At 58.8% G+C, this 18,187-nt stretch carries 15 protein-coding genes; 2 read left to right on the top strand and 13 right to left on the bottom strand.

Translation table 11 applies throughout. The annotated features are described in order from the left end of the window. Positions 1–160 precede the first annotated feature (160 nt). From fbaA to tkt, 4 genes are all read right to left on the bottom strand, one after another. On the bottom strand, positions 161–1,240 hold the full coding sequence (fbaA, locus tag MKS11_RS01585) for a class II fructose-bisphosphate aldolase (protein ID WP_004205292.1): 1,080 nt from the start codon (positions 1,238–1,240) through the stop codon (positions 161–163). Between the two features lie 97 nt (positions 1,241–1,337). After that, on the bottom strand, positions 1,338–2,501 hold the full coding sequence (gene pgk / locus MKS11_RS01580; protein WP_004205291.1) for a phosphoglycerate kinase: 1,164 nt from the start codon (positions 2,499–2,501) through the stop codon (positions 1,338–1,340). Between the two features lie 39 nt (positions 2,502–2,540). Then, a complete protein-coding gene (gene epd / locus MKS11_RS01575) occupies positions 2,541–3,569 on the bottom strand; it encodes an erythrose-4-phosphate dehydrogenase (RefSeq protein ID WP_004205289.1) in 1,029 nt (342 codons plus the stop codon). A 386-nt stretch (positions 3,570–3,955) separates the two neighbouring features. Beyond that, on the bottom strand, positions 3,956–5,947 hold the full coding sequence (gene tkt, locus MKS11_RS01570; protein ID WP_017899782.1) for a transketolase: 1,992 nt from the start codon (positions 5,945–5,947) through the stop codon (positions 3,956–3,958). Between the two features lie 279 nt (positions 5,948–6,226). Here tkt and MKS11_RS01565 point away from each other — a divergent pair, with 279 nt between their 5' ends. Then, positions 6,227–6,985 (top strand): M48 family metallopeptidase, encoded by a 759-nt coding sequence (locus MKS11_RS01565; protein ID WP_017899781.1) that lies wholly within the window; start codon positions 6,227–6,229, stop codon positions 6,983–6,985. Between the two features lie 377 nt (positions 6,986–7,362). Further along, entirely contained in the window at positions 7,363–8,631 is a 1,269-nt protein-coding gene (locus MKS11_RS01560; RefSeq protein WP_087770927.1) for an OprD family outer membrane porin, read from the top strand. Positions 8,632–8,767: 136 nt separating this feature from the next. Here MKS11_RS01560 and MKS11_RS01555 read toward each other — a convergent pair whose 3' ends face one another. Genes MKS11_RS01555 through MKS11_RS01515 form a run of 9 tightly spaced genes read right to left on the bottom strand, consistent with a single transcriptional unit; the run spans position 8,768 to position 18,182 of the window. Next, complete coding sequence (locus MKS11_RS01555; RefSeq protein WP_064187787.1) at positions 8,768–10,408, bottom strand: thiamine pyrophosphate-binding protein; 1,641 nt, start codon at positions 10,406–10,408, stop codon at positions 8,768–8,770. Between the two features lie 13 nt (positions 10,409–10,421). Beyond that, entirely contained in the window at positions 10,422–11,891 is a 1,470-nt protein-coding gene (locus MKS11_RS01550) for an aldehyde dehydrogenase (protein ID WP_004205148.1), read from the bottom strand. Between the two features lie 15 nt (positions 11,892–11,906). After that, a complete protein-coding gene (locus MKS11_RS01545; RefSeq protein WP_017899778.1) occupies positions 11,907–12,671 on the bottom strand; it encodes an aspartate dehydrogenase in 765 nt (254 codons plus the stop codon). Between the two features lie 9 nt (positions 12,672–12,680). Next, positions 12,681–13,475, bottom strand: coding sequence for an SDR family oxidoreductase (locus MKS11_RS01540; RefSeq protein ID WP_017899777.1), 795 nt, complete (start codon positions 13,473–13,475; stop codon positions 12,681–12,683). Beyond that, complete coding sequence (locus MKS11_RS01535; protein ID WP_017899776.1) at positions 13,459–14,229, bottom strand: alpha/beta fold hydrolase; 771 nt, start codon at positions 14,227–14,229, stop codon at positions 13,459–13,461. The genes MKS11_RS01540 and MKS11_RS01535 overlap by 17 nt, the downstream gene beginning before the upstream one ends. A gap of 9 nt (positions 14,230–14,238) precedes the next feature. Beyond that, positions 14,239–14,769 (bottom strand): cupin domain-containing protein, encoded by a 531-nt coding sequence (locus MKS11_RS01530; RefSeq protein WP_025999198.1) that lies wholly within the window; start codon positions 14,767–14,769, stop codon positions 14,239–14,241. Positions 14,770–14,779: 10 nt separating this feature from the next. Then, positions 14,780–16,036 carry an MFS transporter gene (locus MKS11_RS01525; RefSeq protein WP_284109356.1) on the bottom strand — a complete coding sequence of 419 codons (1,257 nt, stop codon included), beginning with the start codon at positions 16,034–16,036 and terminating at the stop codon, positions 14,780–14,782. A 26-nt stretch (positions 16,037–16,062) separates the two neighbouring features. Further along, positions 16,063–17,259 carry an NAD(P)/FAD-dependent oxidoreductase gene (locus tag MKS11_RS01520; RefSeq protein ID WP_114267668.1) on the bottom strand — a complete coding sequence of 399 codons (1,197 nt, stop codon included), beginning with the start codon at positions 17,257–17,259 and terminating at the stop codon, positions 16,063–16,065. Further along, the gene (locus MKS11_RS01515) at positions 17,256–18,182 is read right to left on the bottom strand and encodes a VOC family protein (protein ID WP_087770929.1); all 927 of its coding nucleotides are present in this window, start codon (positions 18,180–18,182) and stop codon (positions 17,256–17,258) included. Before MKS11_RS01515 ends, MKS11_RS01520 begins: the two co-directional genes overlap by 4 nt. Positions 18,183–18,187 lie beyond the last annotated feature (5 nt).

Here is an 18,187-nt window from a genome sequence, read left to right as displayed (position 1 = left end):
AGTAAATAACTCAGCCTGCGACAGGGCAGTCAGGTTATAGGGTAAACAATAAGTGCACGTTTTGCCAAATGGATCACAGTTTTCTGCTGAGCTATCCTGTTGTTAAGATAATAAAAAAGCCCGCATTGCTGCGGGCTTCGGGGTAAGAAACAGATTTTTCTTACAGAACGTCGATCGCGTTCAGCTCTTTAAATGCCTGCTCCAGACGAGTCACCATGGAAGTCTGTGCAGCACGCAGCCATACGCGCGGGTCGTAGTATTTCTTGTTCGGCTGGTCTTCGCCTTTCGGGTTACCCAGCTGGCCCTGCAGGTAAGCTTCGTTCGCTTTGTAGTACTGCAGGATACCGTCCCAGGTTGCCCACTGGGTGTCGGTATCGATGTTCATTTTCACTACGCCGTAGCTGACGGAGTCTTTGATTTCCTGAGCGGAAGAACCGGAACCGCCGTGGAAGACGAAGTTCAGGCTGTTGTGCGGCAGGTTGTGTTTCTTGGAAACATATTCCTGAGAATCGCGCAGGATAGTCGGGGTCAGAACGACGTTACCCGGTTTGTACACGCCGTGTACGTTACCGAAGGAAGCGGCGATGGTGAAGCGCGGGCTGATTTTGCTCAGCTCGGTGTACGCGTAATCCACGTCTTCCGGCTGGGTGTACAGGGCGGAAGCGTCCATGTGGCTGTTGTCCACGCCGTCTTCTTCGCCACCGGTGCAACCCAGTTCGATTTCCAGGGTCATGTCCATTTTGGCCATGCGCGCCAGGTATTTAGAGCAGATTTCGATGTTTTCGTGCAGGGACTCTTCAGACAGGTCGATCATGTGAGAAGAGAACAGCGGTTTGCCGGTAGCGGCGAAGTGTTTTTCACCCGCGTCCAGCAGGCCGTCGATCCACGGCAGCAGTTTCTTCGCGCAGTGGTCAGTGTGCAGGATAACCGGCACGCCGTAGTGCTCAGCCATCTGGTGCACGTGGTGCGCGCCAGAGATAGCGCCGAGGATAGCAGCACCCTGAGGAACGTCAGTTTTCACGCCTTTACCTGCGATGAACGCTGCGCCGCCGTTAGAGAACTGAACGATAACCGGAGAGCGTACTTTCGCAGCAGCTTCCAGAACGGCGTTGATGGAGTCAGTCCCTACGCAGTTTACCGCTGGCAGTGCAAAGTTGTTTTCTTTCGCTACCTGGAACACTTTCTGAACGTCGTCGCCAGTGATGACGCCCGGTTTTACGAAATCAAAAATTTTAGACATGTTACTTAGTCCTGTATCTGTATCTTCGACCGTTGAAGAAGGTTCGCGAGCCCTTAAGCGCGCTGAAAAACAGGCGGGTTTCCCCGCCTGAACTGAATTACTGCTTAGCGCGCTCTTCGAGCATCGCTACTGCCGGCAGGACTTTGCCTTCGACGAATTCAAGGAACGCGCCGCCGCCAGTGGAGATGTAGGAAATTTTGTCAGCGATGCCGAACAGGTCGATCGCTGCCAGGGTGTCACCGCCGCCGGCGATGGAGAAACCTTCGCTGTCCGCGATAGCGTTAGCCACGATTTCAGTCCCTTTACGGAAGTTCGGGAATTCGAATACGCCAACCGGGCCGTTCCACAAAATGGTTTTGGCGTTCTTCAGAATTTCAGCCAGTTTCTGTGCGGAAACGTCGCCAAGGTCCAGGATCTGCTCATCATCTTTGATGTCGTTAACAGATTTCAGAGTCGCCGTTGCGGTTTCGGAGAACTCGGTCGCGACGCGAACGTCAGTCGGAACCGGGATATCGCAGGTGCTCAGCAGGCGCTTGGCTTCATCAACCAGGTCCGCTTCGTACAGGGATTTGCCGACGTTGTGGCCCTGGGCGGCAACGAAGGTGTTAGCGATACCGCCGCCGACGATCAGCTGGTCAGCGATTTTAGACAGGGAATCCAGCACGGTCAGCTTAGTGGATACTTTAGAACCACCGACGATAGCGACCATCGGACGAGCCGGCTCTTTCAGCGCTTTACCCAGCGCATCCAGTTCAGCGGCCAGCAGCGGGCCTGCGCACGCCACGTCAGCAAATTTGCCGATACCGTGGGTGGAAGCCTGCGCGCGGTGCGCGGTACCGAAGGCGTCCATCACGAACACGTCGCACAGCGCGGCGTATTTTTTAGACAGCGCTTCGTCGTCTTTTTTCTCGCCTTTGTTAAAGCGAACGTTTTCCAGCACCACCAGCTCGCCGGCAGCCACTTCAACGCCGTCCAGGTAGTCTTTAACCAGACGTACCGGGTTGGACAGTTTGTCTTTCAGGTAATTAACAACCGGCAGCAGAGAGAATTCTTCGTTGTACTCGCCTTCGGTCGGACGACCCAGGTGGGAGGTTACCATCACTTTCGCGCCCTGCTTCAGCGCCAGTTCGATGGTCGGCAGAGATGCACGGATACGCGCGTCGCTGGTTACTTTCCCGTCTTTAACTGGTACGTTCAGATCCGCACGGATAAAAACGCGTTTACCAGCCAGATCCAGATCGGTCATCTTAATTACAGACATGGTGAATCCTCTCGTTGATTCATAAAGTTTTGTCGACGTTTACGCGTCGAACCTGAAACCAATAGCCGCCATCGCTAACGTCGTGTCGAGCATTCGGTTAGCAAAGCCCCATTCGTTATCGCACCAGACCAGCGTTTTGATCAGATGCGCGCCACTGACCCGGGTTTGCGTGCCATCAACAATAGCACTGTGCGGATCGTGGTTAAAATCTGTCGAGACCAACGGTAATTCCGTATAGTCAACTATACCATGAAATGCACCTTGTGCTGCTTTTTGCAGCAACTGGTTGACTTCACATGCTTTTACCGGTTTTTTAACCGTCACGCTCAGGTCAATTGCCGTCACGTTTATCGTCGGCACCCGCACGGCAATCGCTTCAAAACGGTCGTTAAACTGCGGGAAAATACGGGTTATCCCTGCCGCCAGTTTGGTATCCACCGGAATGATCGACTGGCTGGCCGCGCGGGTACGCCGGAGATCCGGATGATAGGCGTCAATCACCTGCTGGTCATGCATCGCCGAGTGAATGGTGGTGACGGTGCCGGACTCGATGCCATAGGCATCATCTAACAGTTTAATGATCGGAATAATGCAGTTGGTGGTACAGGAGGCGTTGGAGACAATACGGTGCTCGGCGCGGAGTTCATCCTGATTGACGCCATACACCACCGTCGCGTCGAGGTCGTTGCCGCCGGGATGGGAGAAGAGCACTTTCTTCGCCCCCGCCTGCAGGTGCGCCTCACCGTGCTCACGGCTTCCGTAAACGCCGGTGCAGTCGAGCACCACGTCTACCGCCAGCTCGCGCCAGGGCAGCGCCGCAATGGTCGGCTCGTGCAGCAGACGGATGGCATCATCGCCAACAAACAGCTGCTCGCGCTCCTGACGAACATCCCAGGCGAAACGGCCATGGCTGGTGTCATATTTCAACAAATGCGCGATGCCCGCAGCATCCGCCAGCTCATTGATTGCCACCACGGTGATTTCCGCACGGCGCCCGGATTCATATAGCGCACGAACCACATTGCGTCCAATACGACCGAAGCCATTAATCGCGATGCGAATGGTCATAGATCTCCTGCAAGGCTGTCCCTGTGATGAGGTGGCTGACAGAGTAATCCAGCTACGCTCTGAGGGAAACCTTACCAGCTGCAAACTGCGACTGATTGATTAATTGTCGAACATTTAAACGACTGAAACGCTTCAGCTAGAATAAGCCAAACAAGGAATAAAAGGAATGTTTGTCCAGCGCAATAAACCAGCTATATGACTCACATCACATTTTTGCTGGAATAATTTACAACCGTATTACATGGTTCAGGAATAGCAGATACAAAAAAGCCGGGTGGCGAGGTAAAAGCAAAAACGGTAACCCAGGGGTTACCGTTTTTGGTGCTTGCCCCCTCTCCTGTGGGAGAGGGTTGGGGTGAGGGCATTAGCCCGCACCGTACCAGCGATTACAGCAGCGCTTTCGCTTTAGCGACCACATTGTCGACGGTGAAGCCGAACTCTTCGAACAGCTGCTCAGCCGGCGCAGACTCACCGAAGGTGGTCATGCCAACGATAGCGCCGTTCAGGCCAACATATTTGAACCAGTAGTCAGCGATACCCGCTTCCACAGCAACGCGCGCGGTCACGGCTTTCGGCAGTACGGATTCACGATAAGCCGCATCCTGCTTGTCGAACGCGTCGGTGGACGGCATGGAGACCACGCGCGCCTTCACGCCTTCGGCGGTCAGTTTGTCCCACGCGGCAACCGCCAGCTCAACTTCCGAACCGGTGGCGATGAAGATCAGCTCCGGCTGGCCGGCGCAATCTTTCAGCACGTAACCGCCGCGGGCCACGTTCGCCAGCTGCTCTGCGGTACGCTCCTGCTGCGCCAGGTTCTGACGGGACAGGATCAGCGCGGTCGGGCCGTCCTGACGCTCAACGCCATATTTCCACGCAATCGCGGATTCCACCTGGTCACACGGACGCCAGGTGGACATGTTCGGGGTCACGCGCAGGGAAGCCACCTGCTCTACCGGCTGGTGAGTCGGGCCATCTTCGCCCAGACCGATGGAGTCATGGGTGTAGACCATCACCTGACGCTGCTTCATCAGCGCCGCCATACGTACCGCGTTACGCGCATATTCCACGAACATCAGGAAGGTGGAGGTGTACGGCAGGAAACCGCCGTGCAGCGCGATACCGTTGGCGATAGCGGTCATACCGAACTCACGCACGCCGTAGTGAATGTAGTTACCGGCAGTATCTTCGTTGATCGGCTTAGAACCAGACCACAGGGTCAGGTTAGATGGCGCGAGATCTGCGGAGCCACCGAGGAATTCCGGCAGCAGCGGACCGAACGCTTCGATGGCGTTCTGAGAGGCTTTACGGCTGGCGATTTTCGCCGGGTTGGCCTGCAGCTTCGCGATGAACTCGTTGGCTTTCGCGTCGAAGTCAGACGGCATCTCGCCTTTCATACGACGGGTGAATTCGGCGGCTTCCTGCGGGAAAGCTTTGGCGTAGGCAGCGAACTTCTCATTCCAGGCTGCTTCTTTCGCCTGGCCAGCTTCTTTGGCATCCCACTGCGCATAGATGTCAGACGGGATGTCAAACGGCGCGTGTTTCCAGCCCAGCGCTTCGCGGGTCAGGGCGATTTCGGCGTCGCCCAGCGGCGCGCCGTGGGAGTCGTGGGTACCGGCTTTGTTCGGCGAACCGAAACCGATGATGGTTTTGCACATCAGCAGGGATGGTTTGTCGGTAACCGCGCGCGCTTCTTCTACCGCGCGTTTGATGGCGTCAGCGTCGTGACCGTCAACGCCGCGCACCACGTGCCAGCCGTAGGCTTCAAAGCGTTTGGCGGTATCGTCGGTGAACCAGCCTTCAACGTGGCCGTCGATGGAGATGCCGTTGTCATCATAGAAGGCCACCAGTTTGCCCAGCTTCAGGGTACCGGCCAGGGAGCACACTTCGTGAGAAATGCCTTCCATCATGCAGCCATCGCCCATGAAAGCGTAGGTGTAGTGGTCGACGATGTCGTGCCCCGGACGGTTGAACTGCGCCGCCAGAGTTTTCTCGGCGATAGCCATCCCGACCGCGTTAGCGATACCCTGGCCCAGCGGACCGGTAGTGGTTTCCACGCCCGCGGTGTAGCCGACTTCCGGGTGGCCCGGCGTTTTAGAGTGCAGCTGGCGGAAGTTTTTCAGCTCTTCAATCGGCAGATCGTAGCCAGTGAGGTGCAGCAGGCTGTAAATCAGCATCGAACCATGGCCATTGGATAGTACAAAACGGTCACGGTCAGCCCAGGCCGGATTGTTCGGGTTATGGTTCAGGAAATCACGCCACAGCACTTCGGCAATGTCAGCCATACCCATCGGGGCACCCGGGTGGCCGGATTTGGCTTTCTGTACAGCGTCCATGCTCAGCGCACGAATAGCGTTAGCAAGCTCTTTACGTGAGGACATTTTGACTCCAGTTCGGACTGTTGAAGGCCATGCCCTTAACGACTTGACGAGAGCGCGTTTTGGGCTACGCCGGAAAAAAGTGTGAACAATGTAACCCAAGCGACAAGTCATGTACATGGAGCATCCTTTTGCCCTTTAAGAAATCTCTGGAACAGGTTGTGCTACGCCGGAATCCGCTCGCCCGTATCCTGCGATACTCTTTATAATTTACGCAGAATACGGTTCCCTGCCGTCGCCGTATTGTCGGATAAACAACCATAAGATTGTGGAAGATAAAAAATGAAAATTCGCTCAACCGTACTTGCTCTTGGGATCGCAGCAACGCTCACCGGATGTCAGAACATGGACTCCAACGGTCTGCTCAGCTCAGGGGCCGAAGCCTTCCAGGCATACTCCCTCAGCGACGCGCAGGTGAAAACCTTAAGCGACCAGGCCTGTAAAGAGATGGACGCCAAAGCGAAAATCGCCCCGGCCAGCAGTGAATACAGCCAGCGGCTGAACAAAATCGCGGCTGCGCTGGGCGATAACATCAATGGTCAGCCCGTGAACTACAAGGTCTATGAGACCAAGGATGTCAACGCCTTCGCCATGGCCAACGGCTGCATCCGCGTCTACAGCGGGCTGATGGATCTGATGAACGATAATGAAGTCGAGGCGGTGATCGGCCACGAAATGGGCCACGTCGCGCTGGGCCACGTGAAGAAAGGGATGCAGGTTGCCCTGGGCACCAACGCTGTGCGCGCGGCGGCGGCCTCCGCCGGCGGCATCGTCGGCAGCCTGTCCCAGTCGCAGCTCGGCGATCTGGGTGAAAAACTGGTGAACTCGCAGTTCTCCCAGCGCCAGGAATCGGAAGCGGACGACTACTCTTACGATCTGCTGCGTAAGCGCGGCATCAATCCGTCGGGACTGGCCACCAGCTTCGAAAAACTGGCCAAGCTGGAAGCCGGCCGTCAGAGCTCGATGTTTGACGATCACCCGGCATCCGAAGCGCGCGCCCAGCATATTCGCGATCGCATGAAGGCCGACGGGATTAAATAACCGCCAGCGGGAGGCATGTCTGCCTCCCTTTTTTATCTACCAGTAAAAATATTTAGCCGCATCAATTGATAACTTAAGCGCACAAACCGTTAATTATGATTGCACCTCGTCGCAGCCAATTATTTTATACGCTGTTACTCAGCAATATATTATTTGGCAAATGAAAAACGGCGTACGCAATCCGCCTTTCAGAACCGGGTTCGACCAAATATTAAATAGTCCACCCCTCTTCGCCAAACGCAGCCAGCGCGCGCCACACCGCTTGTTTCCTGCCGATACCATTGCTCACACAATGATTGCTTTCGACATTATTTCAGGAGAATATCGCGATTGCAGTGATTCCCTTGAATATATCGACAGACAGAGAAGTGCCCTCAGTGAAAAAAGAATTACCATTCATCGCACTTGGCATTATTGCCGCCGCACCGGCTTTCGCCAGCCAACAATCGACCAGCCAGGGCTTTATTGACGACAGTCATCTGGATCTCTTTTTACGTAACGCTTATATCAAACGCGATTATCGCGATGGGCTGCCGGATAAAGCCGAATGGGGCCAGGGAATTATCGCCACCTTCGCATCCGGCTTTACCCAGGGGCCGGTCGGCTTCGGCGTTGACGGCATTGCGCAGTACGCCGTGCGCCTCGACGGCGGCCGCGGCCGTAGCGGCGCGGGCGGCATCGACTTTTTCGCCCAGGATGACGACGGCCGGGCAAAATCCGACCTCGCGAAATTCGGCGCCACCGGCAAAATGCGCTTTTCGAATACCGTGCTCAGCTACGGCAGCCAGCGCCCAATGCTGCCCATCGTCTACGCCGACGACTCGCGCCTGCTCTACGAGAGCTATACCGGCACCATGCTGACCTCACGCGAAATCGACGGTCTGGACATTAACGCCGGCTACCTGACCGATCAGCAGCGTAAAAGTGACGACAGCCACAACAGCGGTCTGAAAAGCCTCACCTTCGGCGGGGCAAGCTACCGGTTCAACGACCAGCTCAGCGGCGCGCTGTACGCGTCGCATGTCGAAGATGTGCTGAACAAACAGTATCTTGGCCTCTACTTTAAGCAGCCGTTCGCCGCCAGCCAGCAGCTGATTCTCGATTTCAACGGCTATCACTCACGTCTGGATCAAGAATATGCCGATGCCAATGACACCGGACGCAGTAACAGCATCTGGAGTCTGGCCGCCAGCTATATCTGGGATATTCACACCTTTAAAGTCGCTTACCAGCAAAGCAGCGGCAGCACTGGCTACCACTATGGCAGCTACCAGAACCAGGGCGGCGTCGGCGATGGCGGGAACACCATCTGGCTGGCCAACTCCTACTGGTCTGATTTTAACGGGGAAGATGAACGTTCCTGGCAGGCATCGTACGGACTGGATTTTGCCGGGCTGGGGCTACCGGGGCTGACCTGGACCACCGCCTACGTGCGCGGGGATAACATTAAAACGTCAGAGACCAGCAACGGCAAAGAACACGAATGGTTCAATCAGGTTCAATACCAGGTGCAAAACGGGGCGGCGAAAGATTTGAAATTCAGACTCCGGTATTCGGTACTGCGGGTTTCCAGCAACGCCAGCGACTATAACGTCAGCGGCAATGAAGTGCGGTTCTACGTCGAATATCCGTTTAACGTGTTTTAAGCACGTCATGAACCCTCTCCTGCGGGTCGGCCCTCTCCCGGCGCGCAGGAGCAACCGTCCGGCGCCTTGATTAACCCCCTGTGCCGTACGGTACCCTCTCCCCGGAAGGGAGAGGGTTGGGGTCACTGGGTTATCATTAATACAGCGTCTTCTGCGGCGGGCCGGCAAAGCGCAGCGCGCCAATCTGGCCCATCTTCACTTCCACCACCGATGGCCCCGGCATCGCCAGCGCCTCGGTCATCACCGCCTGAAAATCCTCAGCCCGATCCACGCTCCACGCCTGCAGACCCATCGCCTGCGCCAGCAGGGTAAAGTCCGGCGTGTGCAGCTCGTTGTAATACTGGCGACCGCCAAAGTACTTATCCTGAATACCGCGCATTACGCCGTAGCCGCCGTCGTTCATAATCAACAGCGTCACGTTGGCCTTCTCCTGCGCCAGAGTCGCCACTTCGCCAAGGTTCAGGCTCAGGCCGCCGTCGCCAACCAGGCCGACCACTTTCCGTTGCGGATTGGCAATCGCGGTGCCCACCGCCATCGGCAGCCCCATACCGATGGCTCCGGCCAGAGAATGGATATTCATCAGCGGACCGTGAGCGCGGAACAGACGGCTGCCCCACAGGCTGCCGGAAACGGTAATATCGCGCACCAGAATGCCGTCATCGGGCAGCGCCTGCGCAATCGCGTCATTCAATTTAGCGTAAGCGCCGCACTGGTCGCGCAGCCCCTGCTCCGCCGCCTCTACCGCCTCTTTAAGTTGGCTATCCCAATGCGCATCGCCCCACATCCGGCCCTGTACCCGCTTCGCCAGCGCGTCTAATAAAGCGCGGCAGTCCGCCACCAGCGTGTTGTCCATCAGGTAGTTACGGCTGGCCGCCGCCGGGTCGATATCAATCTGCACCCTCGGCGTGGGCAGCGCCAGCGTCCACGAGCGCGTTTCGTTGCTGCGCAGCCGGGAACCGGCCACAAGTGTGAAATCACATTGTGAAATCAGCGCTTCAACCGAGGGAGAATTATGAAACGCGCGCAAGCTGGCGCGATGGCTGTCTGCCAGAATGCCGCGGCCGTGGGTGCTGGAGATCACCGTCACCCCGGCATCCGCCAGCGTCTTCACCGCCTCGCCGCTCTCTAACGCGCCGCCGCCAAGCCACAGCAAGGGCCGCTTCGCCTGCTTAAGCTGCGCCCACAGCGCATCGACCATCGCCGGTTCCGGCTCAACCGCCGGAGCGCGTTTCAGCGGCGCGGTCAGCAGTGAAGGCGGTATTTTGGCGCTCTGAATGTCGATTGGGATCTCCACCGAGACCGGGCCGCACGGCGGCGTCTGCGCCTCCTGAATCGCCTTATGCAGGATAGCCACCGCCTGGTTGGCGTTGCTAATGCGGTAAGCGCGCTTCGAACTGGCTTTCAGAAAGGTCAACTGATCGCGGGTTTCGTGAATAAAACCGGTGTCGGCGTCCAGCCAGGCTTTTTCGACCTGTCCGGTCAGGTGCAGCAGCGGCGTACCGGCGTTCATCGCCTCAACCAGCGCGCCGACCGCATTACCCGCCCCCGCGCCGGTACTGGTCAGCGCCACGCCGAGCCCGGAAAAACGGCCGTGGGCGTCAGCCATGGTCACCGAGCCCGCTTCACCTCGCGCCGGAACAAAGCGGATTTTTTCCCGCTGGCCGACGGCATCGGCGATCGGCAGGTTATGGATAGAAATGACGCCATAAATGGCTTCAACGTGATACTGCTCCAGCGTTCTGGCGATGGCATCGCCGACGGTTATCATTTCGCTCATTGCTCACCCTTTCTCAGTCGCACCAGTGGTTGACGCTATTACCCGTCGCCAGATAAATGCTCTTTTGCTGCATCCAGGCCTTCAGCCCCTGGATCCCTTTTTCGCGGCCCAGACCGCTCTCTTTAAAGCCCCCAAACGGGGTCGAAATGGAGAAAACTTTGTAGGTGTTGATCCACACCGTACCGGCTTCCAGCTGCTCGCTCAGACGCAGCGCGCGGCCGGTATCGCGCGTCCAGATCCCCGCCGCCAGCCCAAAGACCGAATCATTGGCCTCACGGATTAACGCCGCTTCATCGCGAAAACGCATCGCCACCAGTACCGGCCCGAAGATCTCTTCCTGGCAAACGCGGGCCTGATTGTTCAGCCCTTCAATGATGGTCGGCAGGAAATAGCTGCCTGCCGCCAGTGCCGGATCCGCCGGGATCTCGCCGCCGCATAGCACCCTGCCGCCTTCGCGTTTCGCCAGCTCGACGTACTCCTGCACGCTCTGGCGGTGTTTATCGTTGATCAGCGGCCCGACGTGGGTGCCAGCGTTGAACGGGTGACCAACCCGCAGCCCTTGGGTTAACTCCAGCAGGCGGGCCATTAATTGCGGGTACACTCTGTCATGAACAAACAGCCGCGAGCCGGCAATACAGGCCTGGCCGCCGGAGCTGAAAATGCCGTAGCAGATGCCCCGCGCCGCCTGTTCGATATCGGCATCTTCCAGCACGATGGTCGGTGATTTGCCGCCCAGCTCCAGCGACGCCGGGATCAGTTTTTCCGCCGCCACATGCGCCAGGTGACGTCCGGTGGTGGTGCCGCCGGTAAAGGAAATTTTGCGCACCTTAGGATGGCGGGCCAGCGCATCGCCGATAATCGATCCTTTACCCGGCAGCACGCTCAGCAGTCCGGCGGGTAAACCGGCCTGCTCAAAGATCTTCGCCAGCTCCAGCGCCATCAGCGGCGTGGCTTCCGCCGGTTTGAGGATCACCGCATTTCCGGCGGCGATCGCCGGGGCCACCTTCTGCATTTCGCTGGCGATCGGCGAGTTCCACGGGGTGATCGCCGCCACCACGCCCAGCGGCTCATAGCGGCTCAGGGTCAATAGATCCGCCTGCCGCGGCGTCGGCAGCTCGCCTTCCAGCAGTTCACAGGCGGCGGCAAAATAGCGCGCCGTCCCCGCCGCGCTCATCACCAGTCCCCGCGCCTCAGCCAGCGGCTTACCGTTATCGCGGCTCTGCTTTTGGCTTAACTCATCAAGTTGCACCTCTATCAGTTCCGCGACCTTATGCAGGATCTTCGCCCGCTGATGCGGCAGCATCGCCCGCCACGTTGGCTCCCGCCAGGCGCGGTCGGCACAGTCGATCGCCTCCTGCAGATCATCGAGGCTTGCCGCATGCAGCGCCGCGTTAATAGCGCCATCCGCCGGAAACTGGCTGTGCATCAAATTGCCGCCGCCGCGACGCCACTGGCCGCCGATAAAAATGTCTAATTCGTCCATCTCAGCCTCTCTGCGTTATGCCAGTTCACGGCAGGCGCGTACCGCGCTCAGTGCCGCGAGGGTCGATGTTTTCGGATTGCTGGCGAGCGGCAGGCCGCTCAGCTCCAGGTGAAACTCGCCGAACAATCCTTCGGCGTGTAGCGTATGGGTGTTGCGTTGCGTAGCCGGATCGACCATCAGCTGTACCCGGGTCGCGTCAAGGCCGATACCGCCCAGCGCGATGGTTGCCGCCACGTTGGCATTCGCAGGGAATAACCGGGCCGCCTCGCGGGCGCTGCCCTCAAAGAAAATCTGCGCTTCATTGACCGCGCTGAGGTCGATAAGCTGTTCAGCATAGCTACCGCGCCAACTGGCCGGGCTTTTACGCGACCGATAGGTCACTCGTTCAAGCCCCCCCTCTTTCGCCGCCGCCAGGCCATCTATTCCGGCCACCGCGCCAGCCAGCAGCGTCAGCTTGCCACCCGCCTGGCGTAAACGCTGTTCCAGTTCGCTGTCCGCCAACGCACCGGTCGAGATCACCGCCAGATGCCAGCCGCGCGCCAGCACCGCTTCGCCGTACTGCGCGACCGCCTGCTGACTGGCGCATTCCAGCACCAGATCCGGCGTCCCACCGCATTGCAGCGGATCGGTAAGCGGCGTCACCGTTTGACCAAACTGCAGGCAGATCGCTGCGTGATGCGATTCGCGCGCCACGATCCACTCCACCCTCACCTGCGGCGGCAGGCGTTCAATCACCGCCTGGGCCATCGCGCCATAGCCAATTAACATGACCTTTTTCATCATCTTTCCTTACAGATGGCGACAGAAACCGCCGGAAACGTCCAGCGCCGCGCCGGTGGTAAAGGAGGCCAGCGGCGAAGCGAGGAATAGCAGCGCTTGCGCTGGCTCCTGCGGCTTACCGAGACGCGCCATCGGGATCCCCCGCTTACGGGCGATATCGGCGGTCCACTGCTGCCAACTCTGGCTCTTATCGCTTCGGCTCTCAAAACGGCGCTGCCACTGCCCGGACTCCACCATCCCCAGCAGAATGGAATTCACACGAATGCCTTTATCCACCAGCTCTTTCGACAGAGTCAGCGTCATATTGAGCAGCGCGGCGCGGGCGGCAGAGGTGGCGATCATGTGCTCTTCCGGCTGTAACGCCAGCAGCGAGTTCACACAGGTAATCGAGGCGATATCCGACGCCTCAAGCAGCGACTGAAAGGCCTTTACCGGGTTAATCACGCCGAACAGTTTCAGTTCGGCTTCGTGCAGCCAGGCCTCGCGTGGCGTATCGGCGAAGTGGGCGACATAGCCCTGGCCGGCGTTATTAATCAGCATATCGACGCCGCCGAAACGCGCGGCGACCGCGGCGGCGAACGCCTCAACTTCCGCTTCGTTCAGTACGTCACAGCGCCAGGAGAACACCTCGCCTTCTGGATATTCGTTTTGCAGTGCTGCATAGGCGCTGGCCAGACGATCCGGGTTGCGGCCGCAAAAGGCGACCTTCGCCCCTTCGCCTAGCAACAGGCGCAGCGTTTCAAAGCCGATTCCTGACGAACCGCCGGTGACGACCGCGACGCGTCCTTCAATTTGTGCATTCATCGCGCACCTCTTCCCCTATGCGTAAAAGCTGTTGATTAAAAAAGATTTCGTTATCGAGATAGCTGGCATGCCCAGCCTGCGGGATGGCGATGTAAGGAGCGCCGTAACGCAGCGCCACTCCTTGCACTAACTCCGGTTGGGTAATGGCATCCTGCTCGCCACACCACACGGAGAGACGACCGCGATAGTCGGCGAGCCAACGGTGAATGTCGTCATGAGCCAGCATCCAGGCCGCGGCGAGATAACCGTCGCGGCGTAGCCTGCGCATCCCCGCCGCCACCGTCGCCACATCAGCTTCGCGCGCGCCAGGGCGCAGAAGTTTTGCCGCTCGCCCCTGGGCCATCGCCTCGCCGCCTTGCGCTATCTGCTGCTGACGCCCTAGCCAGACGTTTTCCCGCTGTGCGACCTCCGCCTGACCGTAGCCCTGCGCGACGTCGGCCAGCACCAGATAAAGCACCCGCTGCGGATATTTCGCGGCGAAGGCAGCCGCCACCAACGCGCCCAGCGAATGGCCGACCAGTACGGTTTGTTCTACCCCGGCACGGTCCAGCATCAGCGCCAGCGCGTCAGCGTAATCGCCAGCATCCGCCGGCGCCGCCGCAAGCATCGGGCTTTCGCCATAACCGGGCATATCCCAGGCCAGGACGCGGTAGCCGGGCAGCGCCATCTGTTTATGCCAGGAGGCTGCGCCGGAACTGATGCCGTGCAGCAGCGTCAGCGGTACCCCGCATCCTTGTTCACGAAAACCCGTCATCATCGCTCCTTAGTTACGCTTCACTTTTGACAACGGATGATCTTCCGGATAAGTCGGAACATGCGGTTTCGGCGTGCCCAGCATCACGCACATCAGCGCCTCCTCTTCGCCGTGGTTAAACAAACCGCGATAGATTCCGGGCGGCACCGAGATCAGATCGCGTTCGCGCAGTACCGTTTCGGTATAGTTGTCGCCATCCTGAATCATCAGGGTGATCTGCCCTTTGAGCATGAAGAACACCTCTTCTACGTCATCATGCAGATGCAGCGGGCCTTCACATTTGGACGGCAACACCATGGTGGAAAAGGTGAAGTGCTCCGCCGGAACGGTGTTGGTATCGCTGGCGACGCCGGTGGCGCCGGTGCCGATGTAGCGCATCTGCGCGCGGCGATATTTGGGGTCGAAATCGGCCTGGAATTTCAGCGCATTCCAGTCGTATTTACGGCCTTCGAAGCGCGCGATACGCGACTCCACCCACTCTTCCATCGTCAAATGGTCAGGTTTCAAACTCTGTTTTGCAGTTACGGTTGAATCAGTCATCGTTTTATCCTCAGTAACGTCTCAGCAGCGGCAGTAACAGGGCGCAACCCACCGCCGCCATCACTGCCAGAAAAATCAGCCCGGAATCCATGCTATGGGTGAAGGCGATAAGCGCGCCCATCACCGCCGGCGATAGCGCCCCGGCAAAGTTTCCCAGCCCGTTGAAAATCCCCCCCGCCGTGGCGCTGACCCGTGGATGGGTCGCTTTAGCCAGTAGGGCGAAAATGTTCGGCGCGCCGGTGCCCCACATAAAGGTGCTAAAGCTCATCGCCGCGATTACCGGCAGCGGCGTGGTGAAATGCATCACTGCCGCCAGGCCAATACCCGCGCCTGCCAGGGAAATAAAGCAGGCTGCGGCGCGCCTATCGACGCGGTCGGACAGCCAGGCGCCGATAATTTCGCCTAGCAACATGGCGATAAACGGCATCGACGACAGCCAGCCGGCGTGTTCCAGATGAATGCCTTTACCTTTAATCAGGTAGCCCGGCAGCCAGCCGTTGATCCCCCACAGATAGGCGAGAAAGGCGATGTTGAAGATGCATATCATCCAAAAATGCGGACTCACAAAGAGCTCGCGACGCGCGCTGCGCCGCGCTTCCTGCGAGGTTTTATCGCTGCTCGCTCTCGCCTCCAGTTGCACGCCGCGCAGCCCGATGCGCACAAAAATCAGCACAGGTACCGTCAGCATCGCCATCACGAAAAATGTGCTCTGCCAGCCGAAAGTATTAAGTAGCCAAATTGACAGCGGGAATCCCAACGCTGCGCCAACCGGCGTGCCGAGCAGCCACAGCATGGTGGCGCGGGCCTGTAGCCGCTGCGGGAAGGTGTGGCGCACCACGGCAAACGCCAGCGGGAACAGCGGCCCTTCGGCGATGCCCAACAGGACGCGTAGCATCACCATCAGCGCGTAGTTGTGGGTGAAACCCATGATCACCATCAGGATGCACCACACCACCATCATTCCAGTCAGCAGACGCAGCGGCGCAATCCGGTCGCCAAGGCCGCTTAATAACACTGACGAGAAGCCGTAACTCAGCAAAAAGGCGCTCATCAGAATGCCCAGCCGGGTGGTGTCGAAATCGATGCCCATCGCCTGCTGGAAGTGATTATCGGAAAACAGCGCGGCGATACTGATTTTGTCGAAAAAAGCCAGCAGCACGCAGGCCAGCAGGGACAGCGGAATGGCCCAACGAACTGCTTTTTCAGGCGTGCGGACGCCCTCGCCGCTCGCCTCTGCAGGCGCGGCGTTGGTCTCTAATGTGGTCATTTCTCCCCCTTAAGGGTTCGCGTTACTTATCGCAATGACATCAGCGAGAAAGTCGGGTCAGCGAGCGGGACGTTAGAGAGATCCCTTCCCGCCGCCATCCAGCGCTTCGCCAGCTTCACGATACGTGCATTATTGAAGGCCACCAGCTGAGTTAAGCGTCCATCGGCATTCAGGGAGAAGTAGATCGCGCCCTGCGGCTCGTCACGCACAATGGTGCGGCTGCCCGCCTGCGGGATCCCGAGGATCTGGATATTGCGATCGTATTGATCCGACCACAGCCAGGGCGCCTCGTCGTAGCCGCTGGCCTGCGGATCGAGCATCGCTTTCGCCGTTGCGATGGCCTGATTTTGCGCAAAGGCCCACGACTGAATGCACAGGCCGTACTGATGGTGCTGAGCGACATCGCCAGCGGCGAAAATCGCCGGATCGTTACTGCGCCCCTGGGCATTAACGACAATCCCGCGATCGACAGTGAGCCCGGCATCGCGCGCCAGTTCGAGATTCAGATCGACGCCGATCCCCACCACTACCGCATCGAAGGTTTCCCGCTGGCCGTCGCAGTGCAGAGTCGGCAGGCCGTTATCCTCTTCCAGCTCCAGCGCGCCGCAGCCGCCGCGAATCTCAACGCCCTGCTGGCGATGTAGTTGCGCCAGCGCCTGCGAGACCTCCATACTGACCGAGCGCATGCACAGCGCCGGCTGCTGCTCGTAAAGGGTTACGGCCACGTCGCTTTTGCGCGCCGAGGCGGCGATTTCGAGGCCAATCCAGCCGCCGCCAACGATCGCCAGCCGCGTTGCCGATGCCAGCCGCTGCTTCAGACGCTGCGCGTCCTGCCAGTGGCGCAGGGTATAAACCTGCGGATGCTGCGCCCAGCCCTCGGACGGCAGTCGCGCCCGGCCGCCGGTGGCGATCAACAGTTGGTCATATGCCAGCGTTTCACCGTTGCTCAGCGCCAGGGTTTTATTTTGCCGATCGATCGATTCCGCACGCAGCGGGCGATACCAGCGTAGGTTCAGCGCCTGCTGCGCCTCGGCGCTAAATAACCGCGGCAGCGCCGGTTCGGCCTCCAGCAACGCCGCCTTCGACAACGGCGGGCGCTCGTAAAAATCCCATTGCTCTTCGGCAACCACGCAAATCTCGCCGCTAAACCCTTCATCACGCAGCGTTTTCGCTGCCCAGCCGCCAGCCTGGCCGCCGCCGATAATGACTATCCGCGCCGTCATACCGCCTCCGGTTTTTTCTGCTGGCGACGGGTATCGTGATCGATACCGCCTTCCACCGCCCATTCGGTAAAGGACACGAGTGAATGCTCCAGCTCGCGCGGCTGCCAGTTTTCCGTCAGATAATCATCGTTGGTGTAGTACTCAAAAGCGCCGCCGGTCGGGCTGTTGACATACCAGAAGTAGGCCGAGGAGACCGGATGGCGACCTGGACCGATAAAAGTACTCCACGCGTTTTTATTCATCGCAATGCCGCCGCCGATCACTTCATGAATATCCCGTACGGTAAACGCGACGTGGTTTAGCCCGCGCTTGCGGTTGGGCAACTGCAATAAGAAGAGGTTATGGTGGCCGCCGCGCACGCCGCAGCGCAGGAACACCGCGCGATTGATGTAACGGTCTGACACCTGGAAGCCGAGTACTTCGCGATAGAAACTTTCCACCGCCGCCAGCTCTTCAACAAAGAATACGACGTGGCCGACATTAATGGGCTGCGCGCGGTCGTATACCGGGCTCGGAGTGTCGATGCGACGCACATCGCCCCACTGGTTAATCGGCTCGACGTTCAGTTCCACCGCTGTTTGCTGGCTAACCTGCACCCGCAGCGTCATACCGTTAGGGTCACGACACTCCAGCGCGCCATCGATTTCACGGAAACCGGGCTGACGTTCCAGCTTCGGGCGCAGCGCATCCAGCGTCGCCCGATCCGCAACGCCCCAGGTCATGCGACGCAGGGTGTTGCCCGCCTCAAAAGCTGGCGGTAAGTCAGCGGCATCGGTTGGGTTAAGTTCGACCCGCGCGCCGCTGAGGGTGGTAAACGCGCGGCCGCTGGCGTCGGCGGTCAGGCCAAAATCGCGCATAAATTTGGCGCAGTGGTTCAGGTCGTCTACGCCAAATTCCAGCTTTTCAATTCCGGTAATACTCATTATTC

Origin of the sequence: Klebsiella sp. K5-45 (assembly GCF_030128605.1) — a bacterium.
GTDB classification, from domain to species: Bacteria; Pseudomonadota; Gammaproteobacteria; order Enterobacterales; family Enterobacteriaceae; genus Klebsiella; species Klebsiella quasipneumoniae.
The sequence above is the reverse complement of the archived record's forward strand: the minus strand, read 5'-3'. Positions and strand labels throughout refer to the sequence as shown.